Source organism: Borrelia venezuelensis, assembly GCF_023035835.1.
Classification (GTDB): domain Bacteria; phylum Spirochaetota; class Spirochaetia; order Borreliales; family Borreliaceae; genus Borrelia; species Borrelia turicatae.
Map to the genome: position 1 here is coordinate 240,638 of NZ_CP073220.1, position 21,686 is coordinate 262,323.

At 29.4% G+C, this 21,686-nt stretch carries 18 protein-coding genes and 1 tRNA gene; 14 read left to right on the top strand and 5 right to left on the bottom strand.

The features are described 5' to 3' along the window. Positions 1 to 147: 147 nt before the first annotated feature. Entirely contained in the window at positions 148 to 1,701 is a 1,554-nt protein-coding gene (gene lnt, locus bvRMA01_RS01160) for an apolipoprotein N-acyltransferase (protein WP_247031592.1), read from the top strand. Here the strand turns inward: lnt and bvRMA01_RS01165 are convergent. Continuing rightward, on the bottom strand, positions 1,665 to 2,429 hold the full coding sequence (locus tag bvRMA01_RS01165) for a hypothetical protein (protein ID WP_247031594.1): 765 nt from the start codon (positions 2,427 to 2,429) through the stop codon (positions 1,665 to 1,667). The two genes, lnt and bvRMA01_RS01165, sit on opposite strands and share 37 nt — an antisense overlap. Before the next feature lie 69 nt (positions 2,430 to 2,498). After that, on the bottom strand, positions 2,499 to 3,101 hold the full coding sequence (locus bvRMA01_RS01170; protein ID WP_247032393.1) for a deoxynucleoside kinase: 603 nt from the start codon (positions 3,099 to 3,101) through the stop codon (positions 2,499 to 2,501). A 501-nt stretch (positions 3,102 to 3,602) separates the two neighbouring features. Between bvRMA01_RS01170 and bvRMA01_RS01175 the strand changes: the two genes are divergently transcribed. The 6 genes from bvRMA01_RS01175 (at position 3,603) to bvRMA01_RS01200 (ending at position 10,394) form a co-directional block, all read left to right on the top strand. Further along, positions 3,603 to 3,770, top strand: coding sequence for a hypothetical protein (locus tag bvRMA01_RS01175; RefSeq protein ID WP_205528910.1), 168 nt, complete (start codon positions 3,603 to 3,605; stop codon positions 3,768 to 3,770). 144 nt (positions 3,771 to 3,914) lie between these two features. Further along, on the top strand, positions 3,915 to 4,676 hold the full coding sequence (locus bvRMA01_RS01180) for an MIP/aquaporin family protein (protein ID WP_247031596.1): 762 nt from the start codon (positions 3,915 to 3,917) through the stop codon (positions 4,674 to 4,676). A 61-nt stretch (positions 4,677 to 4,737) separates the two neighbouring features. Beyond that, positions 4,738 to 6,231, top strand: a complete 1,494-nt coding sequence (gene glpK / locus bvRMA01_RS01185) for a glycerol kinase GlpK (protein ID WP_247031598.1) — start codon at positions 4,738 to 4,740, stop codon at positions 6,229 to 6,231. 104 nt (positions 6,232 to 6,335) lie between these two features. Beyond that, entirely contained in the window at positions 6,336 to 7,700 is a 1,365-nt protein-coding gene (gene glpT / locus bvRMA01_RS01190; protein ID WP_247031600.1) for a glycerol-3-phosphate transporter, read from the top strand. A gap of 109 nt (positions 7,701 to 7,809) precedes the next feature. Beyond that, the gene (glpQ, locus tag bvRMA01_RS01195; protein WP_283847306.1) at positions 7,810 to 8,790 is read left to right on the top strand and encodes a glycerophosphodiester phosphodiesterase; all 981 of its coding nucleotides are present in this window, start codon (positions 7,810 to 7,812) and stop codon (positions 8,788 to 8,790) included. Positions 8,791 to 8,831: 41 nt separating this feature from the next. Further along, positions 8,832 to 10,394, top strand: a complete 1,563-nt coding sequence (locus tag bvRMA01_RS01200) for a glycerol-3-phosphate dehydrogenase/oxidase (RefSeq protein ID WP_119024085.1) — start codon at positions 8,832 to 8,834, stop codon at positions 10,392 to 10,394. Positions 10,395 to 10,479: 85 nt separating this feature from the next. On the opposite strand, the gene bvRMA01_RS01205 is transcribed toward bvRMA01_RS01200, so the two are convergent. From bvRMA01_RS01205 to bvRMA01_RS01215, 3 genes are read right to left on the bottom strand one after another with little or no spacing between them, the layout of a single operon-like run. Then, complete coding sequence (locus tag bvRMA01_RS01205; protein WP_247031604.1) at positions 10,480 to 10,974, bottom strand: YaaR family protein; 495 nt, start codon at positions 10,972 to 10,974, stop codon at positions 10,480 to 10,482. Continuing rightward, positions 10,971 to 11,513, bottom strand: coding sequence for a bactofilin family protein (locus tag bvRMA01_RS01210; protein ID WP_011772201.1), 543 nt, complete (start codon positions 11,511 to 11,513; stop codon positions 10,971 to 10,973). Before bvRMA01_RS01210 ends, bvRMA01_RS01205 begins: the two co-directional genes overlap by 4 nt. Beyond that, positions 11,514 to 12,539 carry a M23 family metallopeptidase gene (locus tag bvRMA01_RS01215; RefSeq protein ID WP_247031606.1) on the bottom strand — a complete coding sequence of 342 codons (1,026 nt, stop codon included), beginning with the start codon at positions 12,537 to 12,539 and terminating at the stop codon, positions 11,514 to 11,516. A 229-nt stretch (positions 12,540 to 12,768) separates the two neighbouring features. Here bvRMA01_RS01215 and rdgB point away from each other — a divergent pair, with 229 nt between their 5' ends. The 7 genes from rdgB (at position 12,769) to bvRMA01_RS01250 (ending at position 21,686) form a co-directional block, all read left to right on the top strand. Next, positions 12,769 to 13,368, top strand: a complete 600-nt coding sequence (rdgB, locus tag bvRMA01_RS01220) for an RdgB/HAM1 family non-canonical purine NTP pyrophosphatase (RefSeq protein WP_247031608.1) — start codon at positions 12,769 to 12,771, stop codon at positions 13,366 to 13,368. Positions 13,369 to 13,501: 133 nt separating this feature from the next. Beyond that, positions 13,502 to 15,274, top strand: a complete 1,773-nt coding sequence (gene pepF / locus bvRMA01_RS01225) for an oligoendopeptidase F (RefSeq protein ID WP_247031610.1) — start codon at positions 13,502 to 13,504, stop codon at positions 15,272 to 15,274. 11 nt (positions 15,275 to 15,285) lie between these two features. After that, complete coding sequence (gene pcsA, locus bvRMA01_RS01230) at positions 15,286 to 15,993, top strand: phosphatidylcholine synthase (protein WP_247031612.1); 708 nt, start codon at positions 15,286 to 15,288, stop codon at positions 15,991 to 15,993. A 9-nt stretch (positions 15,994 to 16,002) separates the two neighbouring features. Continuing rightward, positions 16,003 to 16,611 (top strand): DedA family protein, encoded by a 609-nt coding sequence (locus bvRMA01_RS01235; RefSeq protein ID WP_247031614.1) that lies wholly within the window; start codon positions 16,003 to 16,005, stop codon positions 16,609 to 16,611. 18 nt (positions 16,612 to 16,629) lie between these two features. Further along, positions 16,630 to 16,713, top strand: a tRNA-Leu gene (locus bvRMA01_RS01240). A gap of 142 nt (positions 16,714 to 16,855) precedes the next feature. Continuing rightward, a complete protein-coding gene (gene leuS, locus bvRMA01_RS01245; protein ID WP_247031616.1) occupies positions 16,856 to 19,384 on the top strand; it encodes a leucine--tRNA ligase in 2,529 nt (842 codons plus the stop codon). A gap of 10 nt (positions 19,385 to 19,394) precedes the next feature. Beyond that, a complete protein-coding gene (locus tag bvRMA01_RS01250) occupies positions 19,395 to 21,686 on the top strand; it encodes an efflux RND transporter permease subunit (protein ID WP_247031618.1) in 2,292 nt (763 codons plus the stop codon).

Consider the following 21,686-nt stretch of genomic DNA (forward strand, 5'->3'; position numbering starts at 1 on the left):
TATACTTAAACAAATACTATATAAATTTGATATTGTTATACAAAACATACTATATATATTATACTATGCAATATGGCATATTAATATCTGTACCACTTAATATGCCATATATTTTTATAGATAAATATCAGTAAAAAAAGAGGGAAAATGAAAACAAGATATTTCTTACTAGCCACATTTTCTGGAATGCTTACCACTCTGGCAATTCCAAATGAAATAAAAAATATGGGATATTCAAATATTGGTCTAGTTGCATATATACCACTTTTCATTGCATTAATTAAAGTAAAAGATAAAAAAACTCTCATCAATTTAACAATTTTTTACTTTTTAGTAGCTAATAGTCTACAAAATTTTTGGCTTGCATTTTTTCATTCATTTGGGCTAATTACATTCTTAGGAGCAGTATCTGGATATATTCCCTACGCTTTCGTTTTAGGATATTTTCTATACTATGCATTAAAAACTTTTAAGAATAAAACATTGACTTTAGCTATACTTTTCACATTTTATGATTATTCAAAATCAATTGGATTCGCAGCATATCCTTGGGGATTCTCAGCCTTTATGGTAAACAACTTCAATGATCTTATACAAGTAGCTGATATTTTTGGGGTCTTTTTTGTATGCTTCATCGTTTACTTTTTTAATGCAGGAATTGCAAATTTTTTAATAAGACAAAACAAAATAAACACATTAAACGTATTATTCTCCGTTCTATTAGTAAGTACATCTTTTGCTTACGGAATCATGAAAAAAATAGAATTAAATCCAATCTTAAACAAAGAAATAGACACTCTAAATATCGCAGCAATCCAACTTAACATTGACCCATGGCTACCTGGAAATCATAAAAAAGGAATTCAAACATCTATAAAGCTTACAAAACAAGCCTTAAGGAAACATCCTGATACAGAACTTGTACTTTGGAGCGAAGGGGCATTAGCCTTGCCATTCAATTCTTACAAAGATTACATTTATTATGATGAAGAATTGATTGAATTATATGATTCAGTAAATGAACTAATAAGCAACAGCAAAGCCCATTTTGTCATTGGTTCACCTTCAAAACCAGATAAAAGATCATTAACACATCAAAATTCAGTTTACGCAATAAAACCTAACCTTAAGATAGAAAATATATACTCTAAAATATTTTTAGTTCCATTCTCAGAAAAAATACCATTTTATGAATATAAATTTGTAAGAAAATTCTTCCGTCAAAACTTTAACATTACAGGACAAATCAACGGCAATAAACTTGAAATCTTTAAACTCAAAAAATTCAATTTGGGACTCTTAATATGCTATGATGATGCATTCCCAGACCTTGCAAGAAATTACAAAAAACAAAACGCAAATCTACTATTAAATTTTTCAAATGATTCTTGGTCACATACAGATTCATCAGAATGGCAACATTTTGTAGTAGCAAAATTTAGAAGCATAGAAAATGGAATCAAAACCATTAGAGCTACAAATTCCGGAATCACTGCTATAATAAATGAATATGGGGAAAATGTTAAAAGTTTAGCAACATTCAAAAAAGGATATCTAATATCAAGAATAAAATTGCCTCCAAGATTCACAACAATCTATGAACACATTGGAGACCTATTTATATATGTTTTGGCAATAGTAATTGTAATCATGACACTAAGATTCTATTTTATTGAAAAGAGTACCCATTTATCATCCTGATTTTCAAAACATAAAGTTTGAACATCTCTCCAAAATGGAATATTTTTAGTAACATCATTTTTATTAGCTTTAACTCTAACACTATAAGAAACATCTGTATTTTTTATAATATTTAAAGATTTGAGGTCATAAAAATCATCAACTGCAAGATAACTTACATCGTCCTTACTAATATCATTTGAAACCAGCTCTAAACTTGAAATAAAATCAGTTTTAGGCTCAATTCTACCCAACACTTTCACTTCATCGGCCACAACAGAATCAAGTAAATTTAAATCCTGCAAGAGAATAGCTCTTACAAATTTACTAAACTGAAATTTAACTGCTTGTTCTTTATATTTCTCTCTCTCTCTATTTACAATATATTCTATTTTAGGAGCATTTGTTATTTCGCTAATTTCAATTTTACTATGAATTATCCCTGGAATATCATCAAGTTTAACATCATCAAATGCAAGGAAGTTGGTCTCACCCTCCAATTTAATCTTAGAATCAATTTCCTCTATAGCGACTTTAAGATTAACTTCTTCTTTCAGTCTCGGATAAATCTCCAAAGCCTTTTTTTGAAAAATTTTCCCCTTTCTAACTTTACCAACATCAATGTATCGCTGCCCAACCTCATAATAAAAAATAGCAAGTTCCTTTTGTTGCTCATCAACTACAGAACCATTTTTTGCAAATAAACTTATAAAAGCAAAAGAAAAAAACAATAACACCAATTTTTTCATACTAACCTCCAATAAAATCTAGTCATCCTCAAAAAAACAAAAATACAACCATAAATCATCTATAAATAATTATATTACAAGTTTATCTTTAATGAAAGCAATAAGCTTGCTTTTGTGTTTATCATCAAAAATATTTATGCTATTGTAATCAAAGCTCAATTTAGGCGATAAATCATAACTATCATACCAACTTAAATATTTCTCATTAAGACCTTCAAGATACTCTCTAGGAATGCCTGTCTCAAAACTCCTATTTCTATTTTTAATGCGATGCTCAGCTTCATCAACGCTACAATCAAGATAAATCATCAATACAGGTTTCTGAGAATGTTCAAGCATATTATCAAGCAAATCAAGATATATCTTATATTCATCATTGGAAATATATCCACTATCATTTAAAAGAGAAGCAAATACACGATCGCCATAAATAGATCTATCAAGTATCCCTCCCTTAGTCTTAAATATACTCTTTATAAGCTTAAATCTTTCATTTAAAAAATTAATCTGAACTAAAAAAGCCCACCTAGACTTATCCTTATAAAATTTATCTAACATAGACAATGTAAATTCATTATTTAATTCACTGTAAAAAGGAATATTAAACTCCTTAGACAAAACATGTCCAAGCGTAGTTTTTCCTACTCCAATTAAACCCTCAATTACAATCACCAAACCTGCCTCCAAAATTTCTAACTAATATTTTCTAACTAACATTAATAATAATTAAAAACAACATCATTTAAACAAATAAAAACATAAATTATTAAAAAAACATAAAGTAATAAAATGTTTAAAAACATAAACCAAGTATTGGTAAATTCATATTTTTAAATTATTGACATTAACAACAATAAAAAATAAAATCTCTAATATACAAAACAATTTCATATACTTTAATGCTTAAATTCAGGAGAATATTCAATGAATAGCAAATACAATCTAAATAGTCAAATAACACTGTTTAAAGCAATAATTAAAAAATCCATAAAGGAAAGATGTAAAAAATTTTTCATCTCAAAAAGATTCACAAATAAAATCAAAGAATTAATCAAAAGTTTTAATTTATACAGCACAAATCATATAATCTTAAACGACCAAAAAGGCAATGGTCACAATTGGCACAAATTTATAACTCATAATCTCATCCCCTTGATAACAAAAAATTTATTAATGAATAAGAACCTATGCTACAAAAATAAATATAAAGAGCATATCAATGGTCTTATATCAAGTTTCACAAATTCTAAGATAATGAATATTGAAATATCAAATGAAAAAAGAGCAATTAGTCAGCATAAAAAGACTTCACTAAAGTTTTCATATTTGGCAATAATTTAACAAATTCAACATAACTAGTACATATTAAAAAAATATTATGAGAGAAAATGAAAATAAAAAATTATAAAAAAACACCATGTAAATTGAAAAAATATAAAAAGTTAATTTCAAATTAGATTTTAAGTAATATAAGGGAGTTAAAGTATGATTTATATACGATTTAAAGAATTTATTGCAGAATTTTTAGGTACATTTATTTTACTGGCACTTGGAACAGGTTCTGTAGCAATGACAACCTTATTCCCATCAAACCCTTCTGTAACTGGAGAAATAATAAAAGAAGGCTATACAAATATAGTACTTGGCTGGGGACTTGGTGTAACATTTGGGGTTTATACAGCAGCAAGAATTAGTGGTGCACACTTAAATCCTGCCATTAGCATTGGATTAGCTACTATTGGCAGATTTCCAACGGCAAAACTTTTTCACTACATTTCAGCACAAATACTTGGAGCATTTTCTGGGGCTCTAATGACATTAATTGTATTTTACCCAAAATGGATAGAAATAGATCCTGCATTTGAAAATACCCAAGGAATCATGTCAACTTTTCCCGCTGTCCCTGGTTTTTGGCCTGGATTTATTGACCAAATATTTGGAACATTTTTACTAATGTTTTTAGTTCTAGTTGTTGGAAAATTTATAAAAGGAGACACTCAAAATCCATTTTTTCCTTTCATTATTGGATCAATAGTTTTAGCCATTGGAATAAGCTTTGGGGGAATGAATGGTTACGCTATTAATCCAGCAAGGGATTTGGGACCAAGAATATTACTACTACTAGCCGGTTTTAAAAATCACGGTTTTGACGAAATGAACGTATTCATTATCCCTATATTAGGTCCAATAATTGGTACTATCCTAGGTGCTACAGTTTACGAATTTACCTTAGAAGACAAGGAATGATCCTAAATACAATTCAAGCTAACATTGGTTATGACAATAATGCTAAGGAGGAACAATGAATATGAAATATATTCTATCTATTGATCAAGGTACAACTAGTTCAAGAGCAATAATATTTGACAAAAAAGCAAACATAAAAGGATTTGCACAAAAAGAATTTAAACAAATTTATCCATATCCAAGTTGGGTTGAACATAATCCAAACGAAATATGGAGCTCAATATTAGGAGTCATGGCAGAAGCTTTAGCAAATGCAAGAACTTTTCCCAATGAAATTGAAGCAATTGGAATTACGAATCAAAGAGAAACGACAATTATTTGGGATAGGCAAACAGGACATCCAATTTATAACGCAATAGTCTGGCAAGATAGAAGAACAGCACAACTTTGCGATGAATTAAAAGCAAGAGGACAAGATAAAAATTTTTTAAAAAAAACAGGTCTTGTATTAGATGCTTATTTTAGCGGTACAAAAATAAAATGGATATTGGATAATGTTGCAGGAGCAAGAAAACGAGCAGAAAAGGGGAAATTATGTTTTGGAACAATAGATACTTGGATAGTCTGGAACCTTACTAAAGGAAAAATACATATTACAGATTATTCTAATGCATCAAGAACCCTACTCTTAAACATTAAATCACTTGAATGGGACGAAGAACTACTGCAAATATTAAACATCCCAAAATCAATTTTACCTGAACTTAAACAAAGTTCCGAAGTGTATGGAAAAACCGACTCTTCCATACTGGGAACAGAAATCACTATTTCAGGAATTGCGGGTGATCAGTTTGCAGCAACATTTGGACAAGCATGTCTTCAAAAAGGAATGGCTAAAAATACCTATGGAACTGGTTGCTTTGTTACCGTTAATATAGGAAAAAACCCTATTATTAATGAACAACAAACACTTTTAACGTCAATTGCATGGGGAAGAAAAAATTCAATAACTTATGTTCTTGAGGGAAGTGTTTTCATTGGAGGAGCTGTAATTCAATGGTTAAAAGATAATCTAGAATTATTTAGAAAAAATAGTGATGCAGAAGCACTGGCAGCCTCAGTAAATAATAATGGGGGTGTTTATTTTGTACCAGCATTTGTAGGACTTGGAACACCTCATTGGGATTCTTATGCCAGAGGAACAATTATTGGACTTACAAGAAGCTCAACAAAAGAACACATTACAAGAGCCGCTCTTGAGAGCATTGCATTGCAAAGCTTTGATGTACTAACCGAAACGCAAAACTCAATTCAAGGTTTTGCAATAAAAGAACTAAGAGTTGATGGAAAAGCCAGTCAAAATAATCTACTTATGCAATTTCAAGCTGATATTTTACAGTGCAATGTTGTCAGACCAAAAATTACAGAAACTACTGCTCTTGGTTCTGCTTATCTGGCAGGACTTGCTGTGGGATATTGGGAAAGTACGGAAGAGATTACAAGTCTTTGGAAATCAGATAAAATATTTGAACCTTCAATGGAAAATAGCAAAAGAGAAGATTTAATCTATAATTGGCATAAAGCTATTAAGAGAGCAAAGGATTGGATCCAATAACATTTATATTACTAATTTGTTAAAATCCAAAGACTAGTATTTCTTAAGTTATAAACGTAATATATAAAATTAATATTTGATAAATACAACGGAGATGTTAAATTATGAAGAAGTTATTTGATTTTTTAAAACCAGCACCTCACATAAAGAGAGTACACAAAGAAATAGAAGATTCACTATATAAAAAGTTAAGATTGCAAATCTTTATTTCAATATTCATTGGATATGCTGGTTTTTATTTAACTAGAAAAATTTTTTCATTTGCTATACCAGAGCTCGAAAAAGAAGGTTTCAATAAAGGCCAATTAGGAATAGCTTTATCTGGAGTTTCAATTGCATATGGATTTTCTAAATTTATTATGGGAAATATCTCAGATCGGAGCAATCCTAGATATTTTCTAGCACTAGGACTACTGCTTACAGCAATAATTACCTTGTTATTTGGATTATTTTCATGGCAATTACTCGACCCCACAACTGCGATAATGTTAATGTTTATTTTGATGTTTGCAAATGGATGGGTTCAAGGCATGGGATGGCCTGCGTGCGGGAGAACTATGGTTCACTGGTGGGCAAAAAAAGAAAGGGGAATAACTGTAGCTACTTGGAATTTAGCTCACAATATAGGGGGAGGAGCAGCTGGAATAATATCCGCTTGGGCTTTAATTTACTTTAAAGAATGGCAAGCCATATTTTATGTACCAGCAATATTAGTATTAGGAATTGCAATATTTATTCTCATTACACTACGAGATACACCTCAATCTGTAGGATTACCACCAATTGAAGAATATAAAAATGATTATCCTGACGACTATACAGAAGAGGCAGAAAAAGAACTTAATGCAAAAGATATATTTATAAAATATGTCCTTAACAATAAACTGCTATGGTACATAGCTACTGCTAACGCATTTATATACTTTGTCAGATACGGAGTCCTAGACTGGGCACCATCATATCTCTCGCAAGTAAAAAACTTTTCCATCAAAAATTCAGGATGGGCATATTCCCTTTATGAATTTTCAGCTATCCCTGGAACAATAATTTGTGGATGGATATCTGATAAAATTTTTAAAGGAAGAAGATCTGAGACTGGAATAATTTTTATGACCGCTGCTCTTATTACAATAATTATATATTGGCAACTACCAGAAAATAATCCAACACTTACAACTATTCTCTTAGCAATAATAGGATTTTTAATCTACGGCCCTGTTATGCTTATTGGTCTTCACGCTCTTGATCTTGCACCCAAAAAAGCTGCGGGCACTGCTGCAGGATTTACAGGATTATTTGGATATATAGGAGGTTCTGTTACTGCTAGCGCTATTACAGGTCTTGTACTGCAACACTTTAATTGGAATGTTTATTTTTATCTATTAATAACTGCTTGCATATTTTCAATACTATTTATAAGTTTAACACTCAAGCAAGAAAAAAAAATTAATAATACCAATAAACAATAATTATATAAATATGGAAGCTTAATAAGTAAATATATTATAATAAGGTAATCATCACAATATAAGGGGTTAAATAATGAAATTAATTAAACCAAAATTATTAATGCTTACAATGAATATTTTTCTCATCATTGCCTGTCAGAATGAAAAAATGAGTATGACAAACAAAAAACCACCATTAATTATAGCTCACAGAGGTGCTAGCGGGTATTTACCAGAACATACCTTAGAAGCTAAAGCATTCGCTTATGCTTTAGGAGCTGACTACCTAGAACAAGATATCGTTTTGACAAAAGATAATGTTCCTATTATAATGCATGACCCAGAACTTGATACAACAACAAATGTTGCAAAACTATTTCCTGAAAGAGCTAGAGAAAACGGAAGATACTATTCTGTTGATTTTACACTAGATGAGCTTAAATCACTAAGTCTTAGCGAAAGATTTGATCTAGAAACCAGAAAACCAATATATCCCAACCGTTTTCCCTTAAACGAATATAATTTTAAAATCCCAACTTTAGAGGAAGAAATACAATTTATACAAGGATTAAACAAAAGTACAGGAAGAAACGTTGGAATTTACCCTGAAATTAAAAAACCCTTATGGCATAAACAACAAGGTAAAGATATCTCTAAAATTGTAATAGAAATTTTAAATAAATATGGATATAAGTCAAAAGAAGACAAAATTTATCTTCAAACATTCGACTTTGACGAATTAAAGAGAATAAGGGAAGAACTTGGATATCAAGGAAAATTAATAATGCTTGTTGGCGAAAATGACTGGGATGAAGCACCAACAGACTATGAATACATAAAATCACAAGAAGGTATGACAGAGGTTGCAAAATATGCCGATGGAATTGGACCTTGGATACCCCAAATTATAATTGATGGAAAAATAACAGATCTAACAAGTTTAGCTCACAAATATAACATGGAGGTTCATGCTTATACATTTAGAATTGACTCATTACCTTCATATGTAAAAGATGCAAATGAGCTATTAGATCTATTATTTAACAAAGCTAAAATAGATGGCCTATTTACAGATTTTACTGATACAGTAGTGAAGTTTGTAAAACAATAAAACGATAACTATAATTTTAATAAGGAGAATATCTGATTTTTATGGGTAAAAATAAAAAAAAAGAATTAAGAGATATTGATAATCAAGATTTTGACTTAATAATAGTTGGAGGAGGAGCAACTGGCCTTGGCATTGGAATAGACTCAATTACAAGAGGATACAAAACTTTACTCATTGAAAAATTTGATTATGCAAAAGGTACTTCCTCTAGATCAACTAAACTAATACACGGAGGCGTAAGGTATTTAGCACAATTAAATGTGCCTTTAGTCAAAGAGGCCTTATATGAGAAAGCTTTACTTGAAACAAATGCACCCCACTTAGTTAGTAAATGTGAATTTGTTACGCCCATATATAACATTTTAAATATTCCTTACTACTATTTCGGATTAAGTTGGTATCACAACCTTCTTGGCAAGCATAAAAAATCTCAGTATAAAACAAAGCTATTATCAAAATCCAAAACAATAGAAAAAATGCCAAATATTAAAACCAAAGGTCTTAAATGCTCTGTTTTATACTACGATGCTTCATTTGATGATGCCAGAATGGCAATAAGTATGCTTAGAACTTTCACTGAAAAAGGAGGAATTGCGTTTAATTATACAGAACCCACAAATTTTATCAAAAAAAATGGCAAAATATCTGGTGCTATTATTAAAGATAGAATGACTGAAGAACAAGTTATCATTAATAGCAAATGCATAATAAATGCAACAGGAATCTTTGCAGACGAGATCAGAAAATTAGATGATACTAATGCAGCTAACATTATAAAACCTTCCCAAGGAACACATTTAGTAATTAACAAAGATAAACTACATACCGAATACGCAATGCTAATGCCTAAGACAAGTGATAAGAGAATCTTATTTGCTGTACCTTGGTATGATGTCATTGTTTGCGGAACTACAGATATTGCAATAAACAAAATTGAGGAAGAGCCTAAAAGACTAGAAAGTGAAATTGAATTCATAATAAAAAATATAAATAATTACTTAGATATTAAAATAACAAAAAATGATATTCTAAGTGTTTACTCAGGAATTAGACCCTTAATAGTAGCTCCCAAAGAGAAAAAAAATACCTCAAAAATATCAAGAAACGATAAAATATTTGTATCAGACTCAAATCTCATTACAATTGCCGGGGGAAAATATACTACTTACAGAAAGATGGCTGAAAAAGTTCTAAAAAGAGCAATAGAAGAAAATTTAATACCTGATTCAAAGTCTATAACAGAAAACCTCAAGCTGCATGGGTATATAGAAAGAGAAGAAGCACTTAAAATTCCTGAATATTTTAGAGCTTATGGAAGTGATTTCGAACATTTAAGTCAAATGAAAGACTTTAACAAAAAGATTCACACAGACTTGCCATTAAATGAAGCCCAAATAACCTTTGCCATTGAATTTGAACAAGCAAAAACTGTTGAAGACATTTTATCAAGAAGAACAAGATCGTTACTTTTTAATGCAAAAGCCACAATTGAATCCACACCAAAGGTCGCTGAAATTATGATGCATAAACTTGGCAAATCTAAAGAATGGAAAACAGAGCAAATAAAAAACTTTAAAGAGGTAGCAACAAAATATTTAGTTTAAAATATAAAGGATTATATCATATCCTTTATATTTTAAAATTTTCATGTATCATAAGCTTATATTATTTTATAAAGAAAAGAGTATCTCACTTAAGCAAATTTATAAGCAATCCTTGAATTTCCTCAATACTGCTTAAAAGTTTAATCTGAGAAACTTGATTTTGCAAAACAGAATAAGCAAGCCTATCAAGCTTTTCATTAATAATCCTAATAATGCGATATTTGGGTCTTTTAAGCTCTCCATTATTACCTCCCTTTTGTTCTTTAAGCGAAATAGAAAATGATAAAACAATAGATAAAAATTCTCCTATAGTTTTTTTATAAAAAATTACATTTTGACGAGAAGGTTCACTTAACAGCTTTTCACCAACATCATTAATCTTGTCTAACATATCTTTAATTAATTCAAGATTAAATTCACCATTTTCAAAAACAATAAAATGCTTATCTTCTCTTACAAGTTCAGCTTTAAATATCGAAGAAAAAATATTTGCTCTATTGACATTAACTTTCTTATTTGCGGCCTTATAATCTTTTGAATCAAGATTTAAAACTCCTGCAACCAAATTATTAATCTTCATCTATCTTGCTCGTCATCAAATAAGTACTTATCACACTCATCTATGCAAGCATCCTTAGTTGATTCTTCCCGACTCATTTCCTTATTTACTTCAATTAAAACATCTTCATCAACCTTATAAGAACCCGTATAAATCAACACATCTTTTTCAGAAAAACTAAGACTTCCAATACCAATATTCATATACCCATCAATAATTGCTCCTTCTTCAACCTCAATTGACTTACATGAAATATTGCCAATAATGCATCCTGACTGAAAAATCTTAATTTTATTGCTAGCCTGCACATTTCCAAGAACTATTCCAGAAACAACAACCTCATTTGCATTAATATTTGACTTAACTCGTCCTGCCTCTCCAATTATAACTCTTTTAGTAGAATTAATAGTGCCTAAAAAATCACCATCAATTCGAATAAAATTATTTGAAATTAGTTCTCCTTTAAAAAAATCACCTTTTCCAACAATTGTTTTTACATCAGCAAAAATAAAAGATGACGAAATTTTCTTATCCTTTTTAATACTCAATAGATTCAACATTTATTTTGAAGCCCCCGTTGCTAAATTTAAATACATATCAGGATTTACAACTTGAGATCCTATGCGAACCTCATAGTGAAGATGCGGACCTGTTGAATACCCTGTTTGACCAAGAAAACCAATTACTTGGCCCTTCCTAACATAAGAACCCTTAGAAATATTTAAACGAGACATATGCGCATAAAGAGTCGAGAGTCCATACTTATGCTTAATTTGAACAAAGTTACCATAACCTGTTACCTGATAACTAGCTCTAATAACTTCACCATCAGCAGCTGCCACAATAGCTGTTCCAATTCTCACACCTGCAAGATCTATACCCTTATGAATATACCATTGTCTGGTAAAAGGCTCAATAGCCGGACCAAAATGAAGAGAAACAATACCATCTCCTTTAACAATCGGCCAAAGCGAAGGAATATCATTTAATAATTTATTTTGAGAATGAAGTAATTTAACAATACTCTTAAGGGGAGAAATTGACCCTTCTATTGTATTCTTAACATTCTTAAGATCATTTAATTCTTTAAGTGCATTAGCTTCTAACATTTGCAAATCAAGAAAATCCGCAAGGTCCCCATCTAATTTACTTCGATTTAGATCAATATTACTCTCTTTTATTTTTAAGGAAACGTTAAGTTCATCCAAAACTTTAGAAAAATTACTAGCAACAGAATTAATTTCTACAACTGTGTTTCTAAAATCCTCAATCTCAGATTCAGCAAGTGCATAACTTTTCTCAGTAGACTTAACAATAGATTTAAGAGTAACATAATTAATAGAAAGCAAAACAAACCCTATAAAAATAAAAAGAAAAAATAAAAAAAATAAAAATAGAGTTAAGAAAGAAATCTTTATATTCTTAACATCCCCTTTAACATGAGGAATAATCATAAAGCTAATATTTTGCCTAAAAATTGAATAAACATTACTTAAAAGTTTAAGAAAGGAACTAAAAATCGTAAAAAAGATATTATCTAATTTTTTAAAAAAAGATAAAATTCTAAAACCTTTTCTGTCTCTCATTACAAACCCCTCACCACTTATTCACTAATCAATAGAGATTTCAACATTTAAAACCTATTTGAAAGCCACAAATTCTGATTTAATGATTTTAATGTTTAATACCAAGTAACACCACCAAATTCTAAAATTTATCTTCCATATAATCACTATCTCCATTAAATCATAAATTATCTCTATAAGTACAATAGAAATACCAAAAATATACATAAATGATTTACTATTATATACAATGAAAACATTATTCTTTGCAACTACTAATATAAATAAAATAAACGAAGTAAAACAAATTTTAGATATACCTAACATAAAAATCAAAATTCCCAAAAACTTCGATGTAAAAGAGACAGGTAAAACTTTTAAAGCAAACTCTTTGCTCAAAGCAAAAACTCTATTTGAATCTTTAGATAAAAAAAAACCTGTTTTTAGTGAGGATTCTGGATTATGCATAAAAGCTTTAAATTTGGAACCTGGAATTTATTCTAAAAGATATGATCAATACAAATTAGGAAAAAAACTAGGAACAAATGAAAAAAACCATCTTATTATAGACTTAATGAAAGACAAAGAAAATAGAACAGCATATTTTATATGTATAGTTAGTCATATCTCTATAGACGGAACAATAACCAATTTTGAAGGCATCCTCAATGGAACAATTGCTTTGGATATTGATTGTTACAAAAAAAACGGATTTGGATATGATCCAATATTTTTAACTGCAAATAATAAAAGACTCAGTGAATTAACTCTTACAGAAAAAAACAAAATATCCCATAGAGGAATTGCATTTGCTAAATTTAAAAAATTTTTAATGCAATCTTTGAATTGATACCAAAAAAAACAGATTTTAAAAAACAACATAAATCAAGTATTCAACTCAATTGTAAAATTACAAGTAAAGATTTAAAATGGTTATTATTTATAAATCACAATTAGTGTCATATTAACAAGGAGCAAGTCTGATGATAGAGAGAAGTAAAATTAATGAAGATGACAAGTGGGACTTATCTTCTCTATTTAAAAACAATGAAGAATACAAGGAAACAGTCGAAAAAATAAAACTAAAACTTCAAGACTTCAAGGAATACGAAAAATTAGAATTCAACCTAAACATCTTTAAACAAGCATTAAATGATTACTATGAAATCGAAGAAGAACTGGAAAGAACAGTATATTACACACAAATTCAATTAGAAACAGATGTAAGCAATCAGACCTCAAACGAACTTCGCGCAATCAATATCAACTTAGAAACATACGCATCAAATTCCACTTCATTTTTTATACCAAAAATTTTAAAAACAGATACAAACCAAATAAGAGAATGGCTGCAAGATATAGAACTCAAAGATAAAAAAATAGCTATTGAAAAAATCTTAAGAGAAAAAGAACACATCTTAAGCAAAGACGAAGAGAGAATACTAGCTAACTATACATCTCTTTATTCATCTTACAATGATATATTCTCTGTATTAACAAATGCGGACATGGAATTTGGAGAAATTGATGGTCAACCATTAAGTAATACCACTTACAGTCTATTTCTTCAAAATGAAAATCAAGAAATAAGAAGAGAAGCTTTTTTGAAATTTTATCAAGAATATAAAAAACATGAAAATACATTATCCAACCTCTTAATTGCCGATATCAATAAAAATAAATTTTTAGCCAAAACAAGAAAATTTAAAGATACTATTTCAATGAAACTTTTTCAAAACAATATTGATAAGAAAGTTTATATGAACTTAATTGAAACAGTTAACGAAAATTTATCTGTACTTCATGAATATTACGAATTTAGAAAAAATATACTTAACCAAGAATATCTTAATCATTACGATGTCTATGTTCCTCTAACAAAAAATATCAAATTCAAAAACTCCTTTAAAGAAGCCTGTGATAAAATTTTAAAATCGCTAGAAATACTAGGAAGCGAATATACCGAAGTACTAAGAAAAGGACTCTTAGAAGAACGTTGGGTTGACAAATATGAAAATAAAGGAAAAAGAGCAGGGGCATTTAGTGCAGGATCATATAATGGAAAACCTTATATATTAATGAATTACAAAGATGAATCAATAAGAGATATGTTTACCCTGACCCATGAAGCAGGACACTCCATGCATTCCTATTTCAGTATCAAAAATAATCCATTTCCTCAATATCAATATTCTATTTTTGAAGCAGAAATAGCATCCACAGTGAATGAGCAAATACTTACAGACTACTTACTAAAAAATGAAAATGATATCGAAAAAATAAAATACATTAAATTAAACCAAATCGATGACCTACTTGCAACATTTTTCAGGCAAACAATGTTTGCCGAATTTGAATATATCATTCATGAAATGATCAATAAAGATGAGCCAGTGGTAAAAGAAACAATTAAGCAAACCTATTTAAACTTACTAAAAAAATACTTTGGTCCAAATTTTAAACTCGATGAAAACAGTTCACTCGAATGTCTTAGAATTCCTCATTTCTACTCACCATTTTACGTATATCAATACGCAACAGGCATCACAGCTGCTCTTTTGATATATAAAAACATAAAAAATAACAAAAAAGATGCTACTAAAAATTACATAAAATTTTTGAAAATAGGGGGTTCAAAATATCCCTTAGAATCCTTAAAAGTTACCGGTGTTGATTTAAGCTTAAAATCAACAATAAAAAATACAATTAATATATTCAAAGAACGTCTTGAAGATGTAAAAAAATTATTTGAATAAAGGAGTAAGCTTTGAAAAAATTATTAAATCTTATTTTAGCCTGGTCAGTACATATTTTAACAGCTTCCGGATTAATAGTCAGTCTTTACTCAATAATATCCATAATAAACACAGATTATAATCTTTTATTAAAACTTACCATCCTTGGACTTTTAATTGATGGGATTGATGGTACACTGGCAAGAAAATTAAAAATAAAAGAAATAATTCCAACAATAAATGGAGAACTCCTTGACAATATAGTAGACTACATAAACTATACGTTCATTCCCACAATATTTTTTTATTACGGCAACTTCATAAACAATGAATACAAAATAATAACTTGCATTGGAATTTTATTGGCATCAGCATACCAATTCGCAAGATTAGACGCAAAAACTAGCGACGATTACTTTAGAGGTTTTCCATCTTTATGGAATTTTTTAATAATCTTTAACATAATTTTCAAATTAGACCAAACCACAAATCTTAGTATAATATTATTATGTATCATATTCAGTTTTGTACCAATTAAAGTCATCTACCCTTCAAAAACAAAAGAATTCAAATATATAACACTTCCTGTAACAGTAATAACAGCCCTATCAGTAATACTTATAACATTCGCGAAGCTGCCAGACACTTACTTAAAGATAGGTAAAACACTAATAATTTTTTATTGTCTATATCTAATCTTAATGAGCATATATTTAACTTACAAGACAAAAAAAAAATAACGAGGTATTATGCATATCATACTAGAATTTATAGATCTCAATATAGCTTATTCACCAATTGTATTTTTCGGACTACTTATTCTTGCAGGTTTTAACATTCCCATTTCTGAAGATGCAATAGTAATAATGGGTGGCATACTTTCTAGTCGAAAAAATGAGTATACAATCTTAATTTTCCTAGGAATTTTCTGGGGTGCTTATATTGGCGATATAATTTCATTTTATATAGGCAAATTATTAGCTAACAAATTCTTAAAACAAAAAAAACAAACAAATAAATTGATCGATAAAATGAATTATTACTATAAACGCTACGGAAGCTTAACTTTACTATTTGGAAGATTTATTCCATTTGGATTTAGAAACGCAATATTTATATCAGCAGGAATGGGAAACATGAGTACCAGTAACTTTCTTATAACTGACTTTTTTGCAGCCATGATATCAATTACAACTTACTTTACACTAAGCTTTAAGATAGGTGAATCGTTTAAATTAATCTTTCCTAAAATTAGGATCATATTACTAATAGCACTTATCCTCATCACAATAATAATTTTAATAATTTACATTATAAGAAAGAAAAAAATTAAAAAAGTTGACAAACTTTTCAAATAGCAAATATAATATGTATGCGCTGTGGTGGTGGAAGTGGTATACACGCTAGCTTGAGGGGCTAGTGGGCGTAAGCCCATGCTGGTTCAAGTCCAGTCCACAGCATGCTTTAAGAGCAAATCTAACGTTACAAACTGTTAAGTTAATAAAAGGATTAAATATTTAATTTGCTTTTCAATGAAGTGACTATGAATATAAAAATACTATATAAACCTTAAATAAAATATTACTATTTACTGAGGGGCAGATGTCTGAATACAATTTTACCAAAATAGAAAAAAAATGGCAGGATTATTGGGATAAACATAAAACATATAAAGTTAATGAAGATCCAAATATTCCTAAAGAGAAAAGAATCTATATTCTTGATATGTTCCCCTACCCTTCAGCTAATGGACTCCATGTCGGTCATCCTGAAGGTTACACAGCAACTGACATATTAACAAGATATAAACTCTTAAATGGGTTTAATGTACTTCACCCAATGGGATTTGACAGTTTTGGATTACCCGCAGAAAATTACGCAATACAAACAGGGGAGCATCCCAAAAAAATAACAGAAAAAAATATTGAAAAATTTAAAGAACAAATTAAAGCATTAGGATTTGCCTATGATTGGGATAGAGAAATCAGAACCCACGATGAAAATTACTACAAATGGACACAATGGATTTTTCTAAAACTATACAAAAAAGGTCTAGCTTACATAAAAGAAATGCCCGTATGGTACTGTCCTGATCTTGGGACAGTATTATCGAACGAAGAAGTTATCCAAACACCTGATGGGCCCAGATCTGAGAGGGGTTTCCATAAAGTACAAAGAAAACCTTTAAGACAATGGGTTCTTAAGATCACAGAATATGCAGAGAAGCTAATTAAAGATCTTGAAGAGATAGACTGGCCTGAATCTGTTAAAGAAATGCAAAAAAATTGGATTGGAAAATCAATAGGAGCCGAGATTGAATTCTCAATAAAGGCAAGCAAAGAAAAGATAAAAGTATTTACAACAAGACCAGACACAATTTTTGGAGTAACATATTTAGTACTGGCACCAGAGCATAACATAGTAGATAAAATCACAAAAGATGAACTTAAAACTATAATTGCAGAATATAAAGACAAAGAAATCCTTAAAAACGATCTTGAAAGAACTTCTCTTGAAAAAGATAAAACAGGAGTATTTACAGGCGCATATGCTATTAATCCAATAACTGAAGAAGAAATCCCAATCTGGATAGGCAGCTATGTACTTGGAACTTATGGTACTGGAGCTGTGATGAGTGTCCCAGCACATGACGAGAGAGATTTTGAATTTGCAAAAAAATACAACCTGCCAATCAAACAAGTAGTGTCTCAAACAGGAAACAATGAAATACTAACAAAACCATTTACTGAGAATGGCATTTCAATTAACACACCAGAAGAATTTAACAACCTCAAAACTGAAAAGGTAAAAACGAAAGTAATAGAATGGCTTACAAAAAACAAAAAGGGTCAAAAAAAAGTCAATTATAAACTTAGGGATTGGATTTTTTCAAGACAAAGATACTGGGGTGAGCCCATTCCTATTATAATTGATGATGATTTAAATGAAATACCATTAGAAGAAGATGAATTACCTTTAAGACTCCCAGAAATAGAAAATTATAAACCATCAGGTACAGGCGAATCTCCTCTCTCAAAAGTCCAAAATTGGGTAAATGTTAAACGTAATGGCAAAACATACAAAAGAGAAACAAATACAATGCCTCAATGGGCAGGTTCCTGCTGGTATTACATACGTTACCTTGATCCAAATAACGAAAAAGAATTTGCAAGTAAAGAAAAAATTAATTACTGGATGCCCGTTGATCTTTATATTGGGGGTGCTGAACACTCAGTATTACACTTGCTATACGCAAGATTTTGGCACAAAGTTCTCTATGATCTAGGATATGTCAATACAAAAGAACCCTTTAAAAAACTCATAAACCAAGGAATGATAACATCATTTGCATATCAAGATGAAAATGGCATTTTAATTCCCAATGATGAGGTTAAAAAGAGAGATAATAAGTTTTTTTCCAAAACAAATAATAAGGAACTAAAACAAATAATTGCCAAAATGTCAAAATCACTCAAAAATATAATAAATCCAGATGATATTATTAAAGAATACGGCGCAGATTCAATGAGAATCTACGAAATGTTCATGGGACCTTTAACTGATTCAAAACCTTGGAATACACAAGGACTAATTGGAATTTTTAGATTCTTAAACAAAATATGGACTATTAAAAACAAAGAACTAACAAAAGAATCAGCATCAAAAGAAATAATATCCGGACTTCACAAAACAATAAAAAAAGTAACAGAAGATATAGAAAATTTAAATTTTAATACCGCGATTTCATCATTGATGATATTTATAAATGAACTTTTAAAACATGATAAAAATTATTTAGAAATCTTCAAACCCCTAACCATTATCCTAGCACCATTTGCGCCTCATTTAGGAGAAGAACTATGGGAGTATATGGGAGAACAACCTAGTATATTCAAAAACGCAAAGTGGCCAAAATACGATCCAAATCTCATTATTGATAATACAAGAGAGATTGTACTACAAGTTAACGGAAAAATTAAAGACAAAATTATATTAAACAAAGGCATAAATGAGGACACTCTTAAAGATATTGCACTTAAAAATCATAAAATCATGCAAAATATACAAAATAAGCAAATAATAAAGATCATTACGGTCAAAGATAAACTTATAAATATAGTAACAAGATAACGAGGCAAAAATGGATTTGGAAACCCTAAGCATTAAATACAGAGTTTTTATATTAATAATATTTACATTAATAACAATTTTTTTAGGATTTTTCCTAAAAAACATAAAATTCGATTCCAATATTTTGAAACTTATCCCAAAAAACAAAAAAACCGAAAAAATAATAGACATAGACAAAAGTAATTCTCTATTATCAACAATAGTAATGTTTAAAGACAAAAAAAGTATTTTTAATAAAGAAACCTTTGGAAAAATTAATAAAGTAGCAAATGATATAACCAAAATACTCAAAGTAACACCCAACTCTGTTACAAGTATATTTACTTACTTTCCACAATTTAAAAAAGATGTATACACAGATGAAGACATAACTGAAATAAGAAACAAAGTAAATTCATCATCATTCATAAAAAACATATTCTTAAATGATGATGCGACTTTAATATACTTTATAGTCATATCAACAACAGACGACAAAACAAATTTTAGCCGAAGTTTAAAGAATGAACTTGAAGCAATGGAAGCGGCAATTAAAAGATATGAGACTGATGATCTTAAACTTTACTTAACAGGAGATCTTATAGTAAGGGAAAAAATACTTAACTACATGGCTGACGATTTTAAATTGTTAGGTCCACTTGCTACCCTTGTAGTAATTTTATCACTCTATTTTATTGTAAAAAATGTATTGGGAGCAATACTTCCTGTACTTATTGCAACATTTGCACTAATTTGGACATTTGGAATCAAAAGCATTGTTATGTCCCCCATTACTGTTCCAGAAACCACAATGGTCGTTCTCCTTATTTCGATTGGATGTGCTAATGCTGTACATATAATAAATGGAATATTAAAGAGAATAAAAAACGAACCTTTCACTGAAAAAACAATAATAACTACAATTAAAACTCTAAGAACACCAATAATTTTAACTTCTCTTACAACAGCTTTCGGATTTTTATCATTAATAAGTTCTTCAATTCAAGCATACAAAACAATGGGAATTTTTATGTCAACAGGAGTCATTATTGCAATGCTTATGTCCTTATTAGTGCTTCCTGGAATACTAACCTACATACCATTTAAATACAAAAACAAAGAGAAAAAAAATGCAAAAAACGATTTTCTTGAAAAACTTTCACTGATAAACCAAACAGTTACACAATGGATATTAAATAACAAATATCTCTCATCTATCATAACTCTAATTATTTTATTAACCTCAATTATAGGTCTTTTTAAAATAGAAATTAACTTTGACGAGAAAGATTATTTTAAAGAAAATACAAGTGTCAAACAAACACTTAATTTAATGCAAAAAGAAATAGGGGGAACATCTATCATCAAAATTGAAATTAATGGAACTACTGGTGAATTCAAAAATGAAAAAAATATGAAAAATTTGGATTTAATTACAGACAATCTTGATAAATTTACTGAAAAAACACAATCCAGTTCAATAAATGGAATTATAAGACTGATGAATTTCAAATTCAAAAAAGAAAATCCAAAAGAATATAGACTTCCTGAAAATCAAGCTATTTTAAACAAGTTAATACTCTTAATTAGTAGAAGCAATTCTATTAAGAACATGACTAAGATGTACATTAATGATGATTGGTCTCAGATATCAATTATTGTGAGAACTGACCAAAATTCAACTGAAGAAATCAAAAATTTTGCCAACTATGCAAGCAATTTGATTGAAGAATACATGCCAGGACATGAATATAACTTCTCAGGAGCGTATGACAAAATATTAATATCTAAAACCATGGTGGTAGAACAAGTCACAAATATTATTACAACACTCAGTGCAATAACAATATTGCTAATGTTATTCTTCAAATCCATTAAAACCGGAATAATAATTGTGATTCCAGTAGCCTGGTCAGTATTTTTAAATTTTGCTGTAATGAAACTTTTCGGAATAACACTCAATCCTGCAACAGCAACAATTGCATCCGTTAGTATGGGTATAGGGGTAGATTACTCCATTCATTTCTTTAATGCATTTATATTAAATTATCAAACAACTAAAGATTATAAAAAAGCTTTAATTAAATCAATTCCCAATGTATTTAATGGAATATTTGCAAATTCAATATCAGTAGGAATAGGATTTTTAACATTAATATTTTCTACTTATAAAATAATCGCAACACTGGGCGCAATCATAGCCTTTACAATGTTAACAACATCTCTTGCATCATTAACACTACTTCCATTACTAATTTACCTATTTAAACCCACAGTTAAAACACTAAAGACAACAAATGAAATAATTCTGCTCAAAAAATAG

Coding starts and splice junctions, on each gene's coding strand:
- lnt (WP_247031592.1), top strand. CDS start 148: ATGAAAACAAGATATTTCTTACTAGCCACATTTTCTGGAATGCTTACC.
- bvRMA01_RS01165 (WP_247031594.1), bottom strand. CDS start 2,429: ATGAAAAAATTGGTGTTATTGTTTTTTTCTTTTGCTTTTATAAGTTTA.
- bvRMA01_RS01175 (WP_205528910.1), top strand. CDS start 3,603: ATGAATAAGAACCTATGCTACAAAAATAAATATAAAGAGCATATCAAT.
- bvRMA01_RS01180 (WP_247031596.1), top strand. CDS start 3,915: ATGATTTATATACGATTTAAAGAATTTATTGCAGAATTTTTAGGTACA.
- glpK (WP_247031598.1), top strand. CDS start 4,738: ATGAAATATATTCTATCTATTGATCAAGGTACAACTAGTTCAAGAGCA.
- glpT (WP_247031600.1), top strand. CDS start 6,336: ATGAAGAAGTTATTTGATTTTTTAAAACCAGCACCTCACATAAAGAGA.
- glpQ (WP_283847306.1), top strand. CDS start 7,810: ATGAATATTTTTCTCATCATTGCCTGTCAGAATGAAAAAATGAGTATG.
- bvRMA01_RS01200 (WP_119024085.1), top strand. CDS start 8,832: ATGGGTAAAAATAAAAAAAAAGAATTAAGAGATATTGATAATCAAGAT.
- bvRMA01_RS01205 (WP_247031604.1), bottom strand. CDS start 10,974: ATGAAGATTAATAATTTGGTTGCAGGAGTTTTAAATCTTGATTCAAAA.
- bvRMA01_RS01210 (WP_011772201.1), bottom strand. CDS start 11,513: ATGTTGAATCTATTGAGTATTAAAAAGGATAAGAAAATTTCGTCATCT.
- bvRMA01_RS01215 (WP_247031606.1), bottom strand. CDS start 12,539: ATGAGAGACAGAAAAGGTTTTAGAATTTTATCTTTTTTTAAAAAATTA.
- rdgB (WP_247031608.1), top strand. CDS start 12,769: ATGAAAACATTATTCTTTGCAACTACTAATATAAATAAAATAAACGAA.
- pepF (WP_247031610.1), top strand. CDS start 13,502: ATGATAGAGAGAAGTAAAATTAATGAAGATGACAAGTGGGACTTATCT.
- bvRMA01_RS01235 (WP_247031614.1), top strand. CDS start 16,003: ATGCATATCATACTAGAATTTATAGATCTCAATATAGCTTATTCACCA.
- leuS (WP_247031616.1), top strand. CDS start 16,856: ATGTCTGAATACAATTTTACCAAAATAGAAAAAAAATGGCAGGATTAT.
- bvRMA01_RS01250 (WP_247031618.1), top strand. CDS start 19,395: ATGGATTTGGAAACCCTAAGCATTAAATACAGAGTTTTTATATTAATA.